Raw genomic sequence first — 13742 nt, 5'->3', positions numbered from 1 at the left:
GGGAACCTGATCCCGGAGGGTGAACCCCAGGTGGCAGATCGTCACAGGACTGAAGGATAACGCCCACGCTGTGATAAAGTCCGCCCCCCGCGAAAGACTGGATGCTCCTCAGCCAAGGCTGAATTCGCGCGCTTATCCGTTTTGCCCGCCTTCTCGATCTCGACGGACAGCCTCCCTGGATTCACAGCACCTTAAAAAAATCAGAGATACCGCTATGACTGCAGCACCGCTTTCTCTCCTGCAACGACTCAAACGCACCAGCCTGGTCACCCAGATCGTGATTGGCCTGATCGCCGGTATCGTCCTGGCGCTGCTCGCGCCTGAAATGGCGAAGTCCACCGCGTTCATTGGCAAAGTGTTTGTCAGCGCACTCAAAGCCGTCGCGCCGATTCTGGTGTTCGTGCTGGTAATGGCCTCGATCGCCAACCACAAGCACGGCCAGGAAACCCATATCCGACCGATTCTGTTCCTGTACCTGCTCGGCACCTTCAGTGCCGCTGCCGTTGCGGTGGTCGCCAGCACCCTGTTCCCGTCCAGCCTCGTGCTCGCCACCCACGAAGTGGCCGTCAGCGCGCCCGGCGGGATTGGTGAAGTCCTGCAAAGCCTGCTGCTGAGCGTGGTCGATAACCCGGTCAGCGCCCTGATGAACGCTAACTTCATCGGTATCCTGGCATGGGCGATCGGCATGGGCGTGGCCATCCGCCATGCCGGCGCAACCACCCGCGAAGTGCTCGGCGACCTGTCCAACGGCGTGACCCTGATCGTGCACGTGGTGATTCGCTTTGCACCGCTGGGCATTTTCGGCCTGGTGGCTTCGACCCTGGCCACCTCGGGCTTCGACGCGCTGCTGGGCTACATGCACCTGCTGGCCGTGCTGCTGGGCTGCATGCTGTTCGTGGCCCTGGTGATGAACCCGCTCATCGTGTTCTGGAAACTGCGCCGCAACCCTTACCCGCTGGTACTGACCTGCCTGCGCGAAAGCGGGATCACCGCGTTCTTCACCCGCAGCTCGGCGGCGAACATTCCGGTCAACCTGGAGTTGAGCAAGCGCCTGGGCCTGCATGAAGACACCTACTCGGTCTCGATTCCCCTGGGCGCGACCATCAACATGGCCGGCGCGGCCATCACCATCACCGTGCTGACCCTGGCTGCGGTTCACACCTTGGGTATTGCCGTGGACCTGCCGACCGCCGTGCTGCTGAGTGTGGTCGCGGCGATTTGTGCCTGTGGCGCCTCGGGCGTAGCCGGTGGCTCGCTGTTGCTGATTCCGCTGGCATGCAGCCTGTTCGGCATTCCTAGCGAGATCGCCATGCAAGTGGTCGCCGTGGGCTTCATCATCGGCGTGCTGCAGGACTCGGCGGAAACCGCGCTGAACTCCTCCACCGACGTGCTCTTCACCGCTGCGGCCTGCCTGGCCCAGGAAGAGAAAGTCGAACAAACCGCGTAACACTCACACCCGTTAAAAAGCCCGCCAAGGTTCACACCTTGGCGGGCTTCTTTTTGCCTGCGGGTTTAGAACGCGCCCATGTAGTCGCGTTTGCCGACTTCCACACCGTTGTGGCGCAGGATGGCGTAGGTGGTGGTGACGTGGAAGAAGAATTGCGGCAGGCCGTAGGTCAGCAGATAGGACTGGCCCGTGAAGCGTTTTTCTTTCGGCGTGCCGGGACGGGTCACGATCTCGATGCCTTCCTTGCCGTCGATTTGCGCGGGGGCAATGCCGTCGATGAAGGACAGCACTTTGGCGATCAGTGCCTGCAGTTCGGCAAAGGTCACTTCGCTGTCGTCGTAAGTCGGCAGCTCGACTTGTGCCAAACGGGCAGAAACACCCTTGGCGAAATCAACGGCAATCTGCACCTGGCGCACCAGCGGGAACATGTCCGGGAACAGACGGGCCTGCAACAGAGCGTTCGGGTCGATATTTTTGGCCGTCGCGTGGGCCTCGGCCTTGTTCAGCACATCGCTCAACGCGTTGAGCATTTGCTTGAAGACCGGAACGGATGCAGCGTACAGAGAAATAGTCATGGCAGTCTCGCTGGGTGGAGGGTGCTGTGAAGGGAGTGGAACGTGGCGCGATTATAGCCATGCTTGAGGTGCTGCGCGGCTTGTCTTTTATCGTGCAAGGATTAGGCTAGGCGGCTTCGACTGCATAGGGAAAGCGCGATGAGCACTGAACAAGAGACGTCCACCGAAGCACTGCGCCTGAGCAGTACCGAGTTGCGCATTCTCGGCTCCTTGATCGAGAAACAGGCCACCAGCCCGGAAACCTATCCGCTGACCCTCAATGCGTTGGTCATCGCCTGCAATCAGAAAACCAGCCGTGAACCGGTGATGAACCTGAGCCAGGGCCAGGTCGGGCAAAGCTTGCGCGCACTGGAAGGGCGTGGTTTCACCCGGCTGGTCATGGGCAGCCGTGCCGACCGCTGGGAGCATCGGCTCGACAAGGCGCTGGAACTGGTGCCCGCCCAGGTCATCCTGAGCAGCCTGCTGTTCCTGCGTGGCCCGCAGACGGTCAATGAACTGCTGACCCGCAGCGGCCGCATGCACGACTTTGAAGACGCCGAGCAGGTGGTCCATCAACTGGAGCGCCTGATTGCCCGCGGCCTTGCCATGCTGCTGCCACGTCAGTCAGGCCAGCGTGAAGACCGCTATATGCACACCCTGGGCGACCCTGAGGACATCGAGGCCATCCTCGCCGCGCGCCAGAACCCGGTGGAGCGTGGCGGCAGCGGTGTGTCGGTGGAGCGCATTGAAGAGCTGGAGGCCAGAATCGCCGCGCTTGAAGAACGCCTCGCACGCCTCGAGTAACGCGCCGATGGGATGGCGGGGGGCTAACCTGACACCTCTCCCACTCCCCGCCCCTCTCGGTCGATCAACTGCGAGCGAACGCGACCGCCTTGCGAAACTGCTCGTCACTGGGACGCACGCCGGTGTACAGCACAAACTGCTCAAGGGCCTGGAGGGCGATCACCTCCAGTCCGGTGATCACGTGTTTTCCAGCCTCGCGAGCGCGCACGATCAGCGGCGTTTCCGAGGGAATCGCCACCACATCAAAGACAATCTGCGCAGCATCGATGGCAGCGGCCTCGAACGCCAACTGATCGGCCTCGCGGCCCCCGGCCATGCCGATTGGCGTGACATTGACCAGCATCTGCGGGCGCTCATTGCCCGGTTCTGCCTGCCAGCGATAACCCAGGGCGTCCGCCAGGGCGCGCCCGGCGCTTTCGTTGCGGGCGGCGATCAGGCCGTTGCGGTAGCCGCCATCCCGCAAGGCGCTGGCCACCGCCTTGGCCATCCCCCCACTGCCACGCAGGGCGAACGTTGTTTCCTTAGGCACGGCATGGGTCTTGAGCAATTGCTCAATGGCCATGTAGTCGGTGTTGTAGGCCTTTAAGTGGCCGTGGGTGTTGACGATGGTGTTGATCGAGGCAATGGCCGCCGCCGAGGCATCCAGCTCGTCGACCAGGGCAATGCAGGCCTCCTTGAACGGCATCGAGACGCCGCAACCGCGAATACCGAGGGCACGAATTCCGCCCACGGCGCCCGGTAAATCCTGGCTGCTGAAGGCCTTGTAGTAAAAATTCAGGCCCAACTGCTCATACAGGTGGTTATGGAATCGCAGGCCGAAATTCCCGGGGCGCCCAGACAAGGACATGCACAATTGGGTGTCTTTGTTCGGGTTCATCTGCATGGGGTTCTCCTTGCGGTTACACGTTCTGATAGACGGGAATAGCCAGCCCGACAGGTTTGATCAATCATGACAAGGTGCCCATTCCTGCTGGCGTTGCGGGGTAAATACGGTGGTGCAGACCTTACACAAAATTTACTCGGACGCCTCGCAGATTCGGCAAAAAATGCTGTCTTAGAGTTATCCCCGCGACACTTCTTGGGTCTCTCGCAGACACAAGCGCCGGGGCGAAATACCGAGGATTGATCATGATCCGTAAACTACCCGCAGTTGCCTTGTTGATCGGTGTATTCGCTGTCGCTGGACAGGCGCAGGCTCATGGTGGGGGTGGTGGCTACGGCTGGGGTGCCCCGATCGCCGTCGGTGCCGTGGTTGGCGCCGTGGTAGCAGGCTCGGTCATCGCCAACTCGCAGCGCCCGGTGTACATCCAGCAACCGGTCTATTACGGCCCGCCACCTGTCTATTACAGCCCGCCGCCGGTCTACTACCAGCCTCAACCTATCTACCTGCAACAACCCGTCTACTACCGCCCGGCGCCCGTGTATTACGGTCCGCCTCGTGGTTACTACGGCCCACACCGCGGGTACTACGGCCGACACTGGTAAGCGCCCGCGCTTTACCGAAAACGGGCCCCTGACTCGCACCGGGGCCCCGCGCTGGCGTGCCCCATGTCTGAATAAATCTCGCCAAGGTCGCTGCCGGGACAGTGACTGCGTGTAAATTTGACATGATTGATCCGACCCAAGCCCTGGCGCGCACACAATTGTCATATTTATGTCATGAGCGCACCGCAAGCTCTGATCTGTCCGGCACAAACGGTTCATAAAAACAAGGACGACGCCCATGCCCACGCAAAACCCGCACCGCATTGTTGGCCTCTGCACCTCCAGCAAGGTCTATAGCGCGCTGACCGAACTCAAGCACCTTGAGGGTCACCGCAGTGCCAAGTTTCTTTCGCTGCTGGCCGAAAACCTGGTACGCAAAGGCCTGCTCAACGACCATGAAGTGATGCACATGCTCGATCAGGTCGTCGACTGACGAGATGCCCACGTCAAGGGCGTCGATGTCCATTATCGAGCGTGTTGATTTTCCGTCGGACCCGCGGATCCGTAAGGTAGCGCCATCGATTGATGGAGGTGCTTATTATGTCCAGGGTTCAGATCATGTCGGTTGTGGGAAGCGCCGTTCCCCCCTCGCTCAGGAAACTGGGGTTGCTCGCCTGCTGGTACCTGGTGCGCGACGGCGAGCCGATCAGCGGCCCGCTCACGTCGTTGCCCGCCGCCCAGGCCCTGTCGCAACGCATCGGCAATTACGCACTGAATGCCTAAGGCAACTGCACCCGGGGCTTGGTTTCCACGTACAACGCCCAGCTCGAGATGAACAGCGCGGCAATCAACGGCCCGATGACAAAACCATTGAGGCCGAAAGCTGCCAGACCACCCAGGGTCGAGATCAGGATCAGATAGTCCGGCATCTTCGTGTCCTTACCCACCAGTATGGGGCGCAGGACGTTGTCCACCAACCCGATCACGAACACCCCATACAGGCCCAGCACCACGCCCTGCCAGACCGCGCCGCTGAGCAGGAACCAGGCCGCCACCGGCACCCAGACAAGCCCGGCCCCCACTGCGGGCAACAGCGACAAAAACGCCATCAACACCGCCCAGAGCAACGCACTGGGAATGTCCAGAAACCAGAAAATCAAACCGCCCAACGCCCCCTGCGTGACAGCCACCAGCAGGTTGCCCTTGACCGTGGCCCGTACCACGCGGTTGAACTTGAGCTGCAGACGGCGCTTTTGATGCTCAGCCAACGGCACCGCCGCCCGGATCTTGCGCGCCAGTTCGGCGCCATCGCGCAAAAAGAAGAACAGCAGGTAAAGCATGATGAAAAAACTCACCACAAATTCGAAGGTGCCCTGACCGAAACTGAATGCCTGACTGGCGAAAAACTGGCTGCCCTGCATCGCACTCTTGACGATTTTCTCACGTAGGCCGCTCAACTCACCCATGCCCACGCTGTCCAGCCACTGCTGAACATACAATGGCAGGCCGTGCTTGAACTGCGCCAGGTAACCGGCAATGTCCAGCTCGCCACTCTCGACGCTCTTGTAGAACACTGCACCCTCCTGGACCAGCAACGCGCTGATGATAATCACCGGTAAAATGGCAATCACCAGGCAGATGCTCAGGGTACACAGGGCGGTCAGGTTGCGTTGCCAGCCAAACTTCAGTTGCAACCGGCGCTGCAGGGGCGTAAAGACGATGCCCAGTATCACCGCCCAGAACACCGCGCCGTAGAACGGCAGCAGAATCCAGATGAACGCGAGGGTCACCAGCACCAATAGCACCAGCAACGATTTATTCTGCACAGAGGAATGGTTCATGTCCGGTCCAGGTCAGGTAGATGCAGACGACCGCTACGCCTTAAAGGTTAGTCTGCCGCGACACGCCCAAATGCCCTGTTTTGTTCGCCCGGCATAGATCCAGATCAATAATCACCTGGCGCGGCTGCTTTACCCTCGCGGGCTTTTGCGATCGATGCCGCCATGACCCTCGCCACGCCTGAACTGCTCGCCCCTGCCGGCACCCTGAAAAACATGCGCTATGCCTTCGCCTACGGCGCCGATGCGGTGTACGCCGGCCAGCCGCGCTACAGCTTGCGGGTGCGTAACAACGAGTTCGATCACGCCAACCTGGCCCTCGGCATTCGCGAGGCTCAGGCCCAGGGCAAGCGTTTTTACGTGGTGGTGAACATTGCCCCGCACAACGCCAAGCTGAAAACCTTCCTCAAGGACCTGGAGCCGGTCATCGCCATGGCCCCGGACGCGCTGATCATGTCCGACCCCGGGCTGATCATGCTGGTGCGCCGACACTTCCCCCAGATGCCGATCCACCTGTCGGTACAAGCCAACACGGTGAACTGGGCGAGCGTGGAGTTCTGGCAGCAGCAAGGCCTGAGCCGGATCATCCTGTCCCGGGAGTTGTCGCTGGAAGAGATCGCCGAGATCCGCCAGCACGTACCGGCCATGGAGCTGGAAGTGTTCGTGCACGGTGCGCTGTGCATGGCCTACTCCGGGCGCTGCCTGCTGTCGGGGTACATGAACAAGCGCGACGCCAATCAGGGCACCTGCACCAACGCCTGCCGCTGGAAGTACTCGGCGCAACCGGCCACGGAAAATGCCACGGGGGACATCGTCCAGAGCTTCGTGCCGGAGCCTGTGCTGGGCATTGGCGCGCCGACCGACCAGGTATTCCTGTTGCAGGAAGCCAACCGTCCGGATGAGCTGATGCCCGCCTTCGAAGACGAACATGGCACCTACATCATGAACGCCAAGGACCTGCGCGCGGTACAGCACGTTGAACGGCTGACCCAGATGGGCGTGCATTCGCTGAAGATCGAGGGCCGGACCAAATCCCACTTCTACTGCGCCCGCACCACTCAGGTGTACCGCCGTGCAATCGACGATGCCGTCGCCGGCCGGCCCCTCGACCGCAACCTGATGACGGACCTGGAGTCCCTGGCCCAGCGTGGTTACACCGAAGGTTTCCTGCGTCGTCACGTACACGACGAATACCAGAACTACCAGAACGGCAGCTCCGTCTCGGAACGCCAGCAGTTCGTCGGCGAACTGACCGGCAAGCGCCACGAGCGCCTGGCCGAGGTCAAGGTGAAGAACCGCTTCGCCCTGGGCGATCACATGGAACTGATGACCCCCAAGGGCAACTTCCACTTCGACCTGCAGCAACTGCAGAACACCAAGGGTGAAGCCGTTGATGTGGCGCCCGGCGACGGGCACACCGTCTACCTGCCGATTCCGGATGCGGTGGATCTACAGTTCGGGTTGTTGATGCGCGATGTGCGCGAGGGGTGAAACCCGGGGCAGTTTCGTGAGTGTCGCCACCGCGCTTGATCGTTCCCACGCGGGAACGATCAAGGCGAGAAAGGTCTGTGCTATGCGCTTACAAGACCATCGCCGCCACCCAACCAAACGCCAGCAATGGCAGGTTGTAATGGAGGAAGGTCGGGACCACGGTGTCCCAGATGTGGTGATGCTGACCGTCGATGTTCAGGCCGGAGGTCGGGCCCAGGGTCGAATCGGAGGCCGGTGAGCCGGCATCGCCCAGCGCCCCCGCGGTGCCGACAATGCAGACGATGGCCAGCGGGCTGAACCCCAGTTGCACGCACAGCGGCACGAAGATCGCGGCGAGAATCGGCACCGTGGAAAACGATGAGCCGATACCCATGGTCACCAGTAGGCCGACCAGCAGCATCAACAACGCGCCAACCCCCTTGCTGTGGCCGATCCACGCGGCCGAAGTTTGCACCAGGGTCTGCACTTCACCCGTGGCCTTCATGACCTCGGCAAACCCCGAGGCGGCGATCATGATGAAGCCGATCATCGCCATCATTTTCATGCCTTCGGTAAACAGGTCGTCCGTCTCGCGCCAGCGCACCACGCCCGATACCGAGAAGATCAGAAACCCGGCCAGCGCGCCGATAATCATCGAATCCAGCAGCAGTTGAATGATGAACGCAGCGGCGATGGCGAGCCCGGCAACCATCAGGGTCAACGGGTTGTATTGCACCGTGACCTGTTCGACCCGCTCGATTTTCTCCAGGTCATACACGCGTTTCTTGCGGTAGCTGACAAACGCCATCAACAAACCAAAGACCATGCCCAAGGCCGGAATGCCCATGGCATGGGTGACGTTGATGCCACTGATGTCGACACCGCTCTTGGCCACGTTGGCCAGCAGAATCTCGTTCAGGAAGATGTTGCCGAACCCTACTGGCAGAAACATGTACGGCGTAATAAGGCCAAAGGTCATGACACAGGCAATCAACCGGCGATCCAGTTGCAGCTTGGTCAGCACATACAGCAACGGCGGTACCAGCAACGGGATGAAAGCGATATGGATCGGCAGGATGTTCTGCGAGGCGATCGCCACCACCCAGAGCAGGCCGATCAGCAGCCACTTGACCTGACCGCCGCCGTTGGCGTCCTGACGGTCGACCAGGGCCAGGGCCTTGTCGGCCAGGGCGTGGGCCAGTCCCGACTTGGCAATCGCCACCGCGAAGGCGCCGAGCAAGGCGTAGGACAACGCCACGGTGGCACCGCCACCCAGGCCGCCGTTGAAGGCCTTCAGCGTCCCCTCCATCCCCAGGCCGCCGGTCAGACCACCCACCAGCGCCCCCACGATCAGCGCGATCACCACATGCACGCGGGACAGGCTGAGTACCAGCATGATGCCAACCGCGGCAATTACAGCATTAATCATCGTTACCTCAGAGCACAGTCGCAGGTAAAACCTGCGCAAACGGAATGAGTCCGGCCAGCCGGCTGCAGGCGCCGACGTCGGATTGAAGGAGGTTTTATTAGAGGGCGCGCACTGTGAAGCAAGCAGCGGCAAGCTGCAAGTGCCGAGCGGCAAGCTTTTTCGTCATCGGTCGCCTCACGCCGGTCGCTCAAGAAAGCTGCATTGATGCCGTTACAGTGCAAAGTCGCAGATATTTATCGAATAAGGATGCGTCCATGTCACTCAGACAACTTTCCATTCAATGGAAAATCACGCTGCTCGCCGGGCTGTGCCTGGCCGGCATCGTGACCCTGCTGGTGGGTCTTTCGCTGTACCGCATGGAGCACAGCTCGCAACTGGTCAAGGCGTCGAGCATGACCATGCTCACCGAAGCCGCCCAGGCACGCATCGAAGCCCAGGGTGAAGTCCAGGCGCTGGGGATTCGTCAGCAGTTCATGGACGCCTATCAATATGGTCACGGGTTCTCGCGTCAGGTGTTGTTCCTGCGCGAACAGGCCGAGAAGCGCTTCCTGGATGCCTTCGACCTGCGTGAAGACCTGACCCGGCAGGTCAAGTCGGCGCTGCAGGCCAACCCACAGTTGCTCGGCCTGTCGCTGGTGTTCGAAGCCGATGCCCTGGACGGCAAGGACGAGCTGTTCATCGGCCAGGATGAGCTGGGCAGCAACGACAAGGGGCGCTTTGCCCTGTACTGGTCGCAACCGACCGCCGGCAAGCTGAACTCGATGTCGCTGCCCGAAAGCGACATGGCCGACACCCGCACCGGCCCTAGCGGCGAGCCGGCCAACGCCTGGTTCACCTGCCCTCGCGCCACCCTCAAGCCCTGTGTGATCGAACCGTACTTTTATGTAATTGATGGCCAGAACGTGCTGATGACCAGCATCGTCTTCCCGCTGATGGTGAACGGCAAGGTCATCGCCTCGCTGTCGGTCGACATCAACCTCAACAGCCTGCAGGCGATCAGCCAGCAAGCCAGCCACAAGCTCTACGATGGCCAGACCAGCGTCAGCATCTTGAGCCCCGTGGGCCTGCTCGCCGGCTACAGCCCCGACGCCAGCAAGCTCAGCCAGCGCCTGGACACTGTGGACAAGACCAGCGGTACTGAATTGCTGCGCATGCTCGGCGGCAGCCGCGAGACCCACAGCCTGCACAGCAACGGCCAACTCAAAGTGCTGTCGCCGTTCGAACCGATTCCAGGCGGTAAAGCCTGGGGCGTATTGCTCGACGTGCCGGAGAAAGTGCTGGTAGGCCCGGCGGAAGCCCTCAAGCACGAACTCGATGAGCGCACCACCACCGGCACCCTGATTGAACTGAGCCTGGGCCTGCTGGCGGCGGTCATCGGCCTGTTGCTGGTGTGGCTGATGGCGCGCAGCGTCACCCGGCCGATTCTCGGCGTGGCGCACATGCTCGAAGACATCGCCAGCGGCGAAGGCGACCTGACCCGCCGCCTGGCCTACGACAAACACGACGAGCTCGGTCAGTTGGCCGGCTGGTTCAACCGCTTCCTCGACAAACTGCAGCCGATCATCGCCGAGGTCAAACGCTCGGTGCAGGACGCGCGCAGCACCGCCGATCAATCATCGGCCATCGCCACCCAGACCAGTGCCGGCATGGAGCAGCAGTACCGCCAGGTCGACCAGGTGGCCACCGCCTCCCACGAGATGAGTGCGACCGCACAGGACGTTGCCCGCAGCGCCGCCCAGGCCGCGCAGGCCGCACGGGACGCCGACCAGGCCACCCGCCAGGGCCTGACCGTGATCGACCGCACCACCCACAGCATCGACAGCCTGGCGGCCGACATGAGCACCGCCATGACGCAGGTCGAAGGCCTGGCTGCCAACAGCGAGAAGATCGGCTCGGTACTGGAAGTGATTCGCGCCATCGCCGAACAGACCAACCTGCTGGCGCTCAACGCCGCCATCGAAGCGGCCCGCGCCGGTGAAGCCGGTCGTGGTTTCGCCGTAGTGGCCGATGAAGTGCGCAACCTGGCACGCCGTACCCAGGAGTCGGTGGAAGAAACCCGCCAGGTGATCGAGCAGCTGCAAAGCGGCACCCGGGAGGTGGTCGGTTCCATGAGCAACAGCCATCGCCAGGCACAAGGCAGTGTCGAGCAAGTCGGCCAGGCGGTCACCGCCCTGCGGCAGATCGGCGATGCGGTGACAGTGATCAGCGACATGAACCTGCAGATCGCCAGTGCTGCCGAAGAGCAGAGCGCCGTGGCCGAGGAAATCAACAACAACGTGGCGACCATCCGTGACGTGACGGAGTCGCTGTCGGGCCAGGCCAATGAATCGGCGCGGGTCAGCCAGTCGTTAAACACCCTGGCCAATCAGCAACAGAGCCTGATGGATCAGTTCCGCGTTTGAATATTGCTCATGTGGCGAGGGAGTTTGCTCCCGCTGGGCCGGGTTGGCGCTCCAGTACGCAGTGGCCCCTGACTGGGGCGATTGCGGTCTTTCAGAAAGGCATGGCTGACCTTTACGGGGCTGCTGCGCAACCCAGCGCGAGCAAGCTCGCTCGCCACGGTTCGATGCCTGACTTTGTGGCGAGGGAACTTACTCCCGCTGGGCCGGGCTGGCGCTCCAGTACGCAGTGGCCCCTGACAGGGCCATTGCGGTCTTTCAGAAAGGCATGGGTGACCTTCGGGGGGCTGCTGCGCAACCCAGCGCGAGCAAGCTCGCTCGCCACGGTTCGATGTCGGTCTTTGTGGCGAGGGAGCCTACTCTCCACTAAGACCGTTGCGCTCCTTACTACCATGATCAGTGCCCGGGCAATTCGATCGTCACCTTCAACCCACCCCACTCGCTTTCCTCCAGCCGCAATTGCCCGCCCCAGGCGTCGACGATATCGCGCACGATGCCCAACCCCAGGCCATGCCCATGGGTCTGCTCATCGAGACGAGTACCGCGGCTGAACACCTGGTCGCGTTGCGCTTCGGGAATCCCCGGACCGTCGTCTTCCACGGCCAGCACAAAACCTTCGCCCGCTTGCACCACGCTCAAGCGCACCTCGGCGTCGGCCCATTTACAGGCGTTGTCCAGCAGGTTGCCGAGCAGTTCCAGCAAGTCTTCCCGGTCCCATGGCAGCTGCAGGCCCGGGGCGGCGGTGTAGCTCAGATGCAGGTGTTCACCATGGATCATGTTCAGGGTGGCCAACAGCCCCGGCAGTTCGGCAGCGCAATCGAACTGTGCGCCGGGCAAGGCATCACCGGCCAGCCGCGCACGGTTGAGTTCCCGGTGCAGGCGCTGCTGCACCTGCTCCAATTGCGTTTGCAGAATCCTGCGCAGGTCGGGGTGGGCGTCGAGTTTTTCACTCGACGCCAGGCTCAATAGCACCGCCAGCGGCGTCTTCAACGCATGGCCGAGGTTGCCCAGGGCATTGCGCGAGCGCTTGAGGCTGTCTTCGGTATGCGCCAGCAAATGGTTGATCTGTGCCACCAAAGGCTCCAGCTCCCGGGGCACGTGTGCGTCCAGTTGCGAGCGCTGGCCTTGTTGCAGTTGGGCGATCTGTTCGCGAGCGCTTTCCAGCGGGCGCAAGGCGCGCCGCACCGTGACGCGCTGCAACAGCAGAATCACCAGCAAACCCGCCAACCCAAGCCCCAGGCCAACCTGGCGCATGCGTTGGAAGCTCGCGCGCACCGGGGTGTAGTCCAGGGCCACGCTGATGGAAATCGATTGCCCCAGGCGCCGGTAGTCCGAACGCAATACCAGCAGTTGCTGACCATCGGGGCCCAGCTGCAGGTTATCGTGCAGCCCCGGTTTATCGAGCAGCGGTAACTCCTGATCCCACAGCGAGCGTGAACGCCAATGGGTATCGCCAAAGTCGATGCGGAAATACTGCCCGGAAAAGGGCCGCAGATAAGCCGGCGACAACCGTCGCTCATCCAGCTGCAACCCCTGCGGGCCACGGACCATGGCTACCAGCAGGTTTTCACTGTCATTGCGCAGGCCCGCTTCCAGATAACGCTGCATGCTGTCTTCAAACAACCACAGGCTGGTGTGCGCCAGCACCAGGCCAACGACCAACATCACGCTGATCAACCCCAGGCTCAAACGCCGCTGGATCGATTTCACCGGGTTTGCCCACCGAACAGGTAGCCCTGGCCACGCCGGGTTTCAATCACGCTGCGCCCCAGCTTGCGCCGCAGGTGATTGACGTGAACTTCCAGGACGTTGGAATCGCGCTCGGTTTCACCGTCGTAGAGGTGTTCGGCGAGGTGGCTCTTGGACAGGATCTGCTCGGGGTGCAGCATGAAGTAGCGCAGCAGGCGGAACTCGGCGGCGGTCAGCTGAATATCGGCACCGTCACGTATCACGCACTGGCGGCCCTCATCGAGCTGCAACCCGGCGGCGTTGAGTGTCGGCTGGTTGGCCTGGCCGTGGGCGCGGCGCAGCAGAGCCTGAATCCGCAGGTGCAGTTCTTCCGGGTGAAAGGGTTTGGTCAGGTAGTCATCGGCCCCTGCCTTGAGGCCTTCGATGCGTTCGGCCCAGGAGTCGCGTGCGGTCAGCACCAGCACCGGCGTGGCCAGGCCCGCGGCACGCCAGCGGCTGAGCACTTCAAGCCCCGGCAGTCCCGGCAGGCCCAGATCGAGGACGATCAGGTCATAGGGTTCGGTGCTGCCCTGATACACCGCATCGCGGCCATCGGCCAACCAGTCCACGGCATAACCCTGGCGATTGAGGCCGGCCAGCAACTCGTCGGCCAGTGGCACGTGGTCTTCCACCAGAAGCAAACGCATT

General features: G+C 62.0%; 13 protein-coding genes and 1 pseudogene. 8 read left to right on the top strand and 6 right to left on the bottom strand.

What is annotated here, in order from left to right; all coding sequences use genetic code 11:
* Nucleotides 1-214: 214 nt before the first annotated feature.
* Complete coding sequence (gene sstT, locus CKW25_RS09310) at nucleotides 215-1447, top strand: serine/threonine transporter SstT (RefSeq protein ID WP_095078882.1); 1233 nt, start codon at nucleotides 215-217, stop codon at nucleotides 1445-1447.
* Nucleotides 1448-1512: 65 nt separating this feature from the next.
* Here the strand turns inward: sstT and CKW25_RS09305 are convergent, their stop codons facing one another.
* Nucleotides 1513-2022: a DUF1993 family protein gene (locus CKW25_RS09305; RefSeq protein WP_095078881.1), complete on the bottom strand. Its 510-nt coding sequence runs from the start codon at nucleotides 2020-2022 to the stop codon at nucleotides 1513-1515.
* Nucleotides 2023-2160: 138 nt separating this feature from the next.
* Here CKW25_RS09305 and CKW25_RS09300 point away from each other — a divergent pair, with 138 nt between their 5' ends.
* A complete protein-coding gene (locus CKW25_RS09300; protein WP_095078880.1) occupies nucleotides 2161-2805 on the top strand; it encodes a YceH family protein in 645 nt (214 codons plus the stop codon).
* Between the two features lie 64 nt (nucleotides 2806-2869).
* Here CKW25_RS09300 and CKW25_RS09295 read toward each other — a convergent pair whose 3' ends face one another.
* Complete coding sequence (locus CKW25_RS09295) at nucleotides 2870-3688, bottom strand: shikimate 5-dehydrogenase (protein ID WP_095078879.1); 819 nt, start codon at nucleotides 3686-3688, stop codon at nucleotides 2870-2872.
* 245 nt (nucleotides 3689-3933) lie between these two features.
* Here CKW25_RS09295 and CKW25_RS09290 point away from each other — a divergent pair, with 245 nt between their 5' ends.
* The 3 genes from CKW25_RS09290 to CKW25_RS09280 all read left to right on the top strand — a co-directional run bounded on the left by CKW25_RS09290 (nucleotide 3934) and on the right by CKW25_RS09280 (nucleotide 5013).
* Nucleotides 3934-4290, top strand: coding sequence for a hypothetical protein (locus CKW25_RS09290; protein ID WP_095078878.1), 357 nt, complete (start codon nucleotides 3934-3936; stop codon nucleotides 4288-4290).
* Between the two features lie 238 nt (nucleotides 4291-4528).
* Nucleotides 4529-4723 carry a hypothetical protein gene (locus CKW25_RS09285; protein ID WP_095078877.1) on the top strand — a complete coding sequence of 65 codons (195 nt, stop codon included), beginning with the start codon at nucleotides 4529-4531 and terminating at the stop codon, nucleotides 4721-4723.
* Between the two features lie 107 nt (nucleotides 4724-4830).
* Entirely contained in the window at nucleotides 4831-5013 is a 183-nt protein-coding gene (locus CKW25_RS09280; protein ID WP_095078876.1) for a hypothetical protein, read from the top strand.
* On the opposite strand, the gene CKW25_RS09275 is transcribed toward CKW25_RS09280, so the two are convergent.
* Nucleotides 5010-6071, bottom strand: a complete 1062-nt coding sequence (locus tag CKW25_RS09275; protein ID WP_095078875.1) for an AI-2E family transporter — start codon at nucleotides 6069-6071, stop codon at nucleotides 5010-5012. The two genes, CKW25_RS09280 and CKW25_RS09275, sit on opposite strands and share 4 nt — an antisense overlap.
* A gap of 162 nt (nucleotides 6072-6233) precedes the next feature.
* Between CKW25_RS09275 and yegQ the strand changes: the two genes are divergently transcribed.
* Nucleotides 6234-7559: a tRNA 5-hydroxyuridine modification protein YegQ gene (gene yegQ / locus CKW25_RS09270; RefSeq protein WP_095078874.1), complete on the top strand. Its 1326-nt coding sequence runs from the start codon at nucleotides 6234-6236 to the stop codon at nucleotides 7557-7559.
* An 88-nt stretch (nucleotides 7560-7647) separates the two neighbouring features.
* Here yegQ and CKW25_RS09265 read toward each other — a convergent pair whose 3' ends face one another.
* The gene (locus CKW25_RS09265) at nucleotides 7648-8964 is read right to left on the bottom strand and encodes a Na+/H+ antiporter family protein (protein ID WP_172736476.1); all 1317 of its coding nucleotides are present in this window, start codon (nucleotides 8962-8964) and stop codon (nucleotides 7648-7650) included.
* Nucleotides 8965-9221: 257 nt separating this feature from the next.
* On the opposite strand from CKW25_RS09265, the pseudogene CKW25_RS27375 reads away from it, so the two are divergent.
* Both CKW25_RS27375 and CKW25_RS27370 read left to right on the top strand, forming a co-directional pair.
* Nucleotides 9222-10511, top strand: a pseudogene (locus CKW25_RS27375) (HAMP domain-containing protein); the annotation flags it as partial.
* A gap of 102 nt (nucleotides 10512-10613) precedes the next feature.
* The gene (locus CKW25_RS27370) at nucleotides 10614-11369 is read left to right on the top strand and encodes a methyl-accepting chemotaxis protein (protein ID WP_371854922.1); all 756 of its coding nucleotides are present in this window, start codon (nucleotides 10614-10616) and stop codon (nucleotides 11367-11369) included.
* Nucleotides 11370-11762: 393 nt separating this feature from the next.
* Here CKW25_RS27370 and CKW25_RS09255 read toward each other — a convergent pair whose 3' ends face one another.
* Both CKW25_RS09255 and CKW25_RS09250 read right to left on the bottom strand, forming a co-directional pair.
* Nucleotides 11763-13076, bottom strand: coding sequence for a sensor histidine kinase (locus CKW25_RS09255; protein WP_095078871.1), 1314 nt, complete (start codon nucleotides 13074-13076; stop codon nucleotides 11763-11765).
* A complete protein-coding gene (locus tag CKW25_RS09250; RefSeq protein WP_095078870.1) occupies nucleotides 13073-13741 on the bottom strand; it encodes a response regulator transcription factor in 669 nt (222 codons plus the stop codon). The genes CKW25_RS09255 and CKW25_RS09250 overlap by 4 nt, the downstream gene beginning before the upstream one ends.
* Between the last annotated feature and the right edge of the window lies 1 nt (nucleotide 13742).

The sequence above is a fragment of the Pseudomonas sp. Irchel s3h17 genome, from assembly GCF_900187505.1.
Lineage (GTDB): Bacteria > Pseudomonadota > Gammaproteobacteria > Pseudomonadales > Pseudomonadaceae > Aquipseudomonas.
Note: the sequence above shows the minus strand (reverse complement) of the source record. Positions and strands in the feature narration are given on the sequence as shown.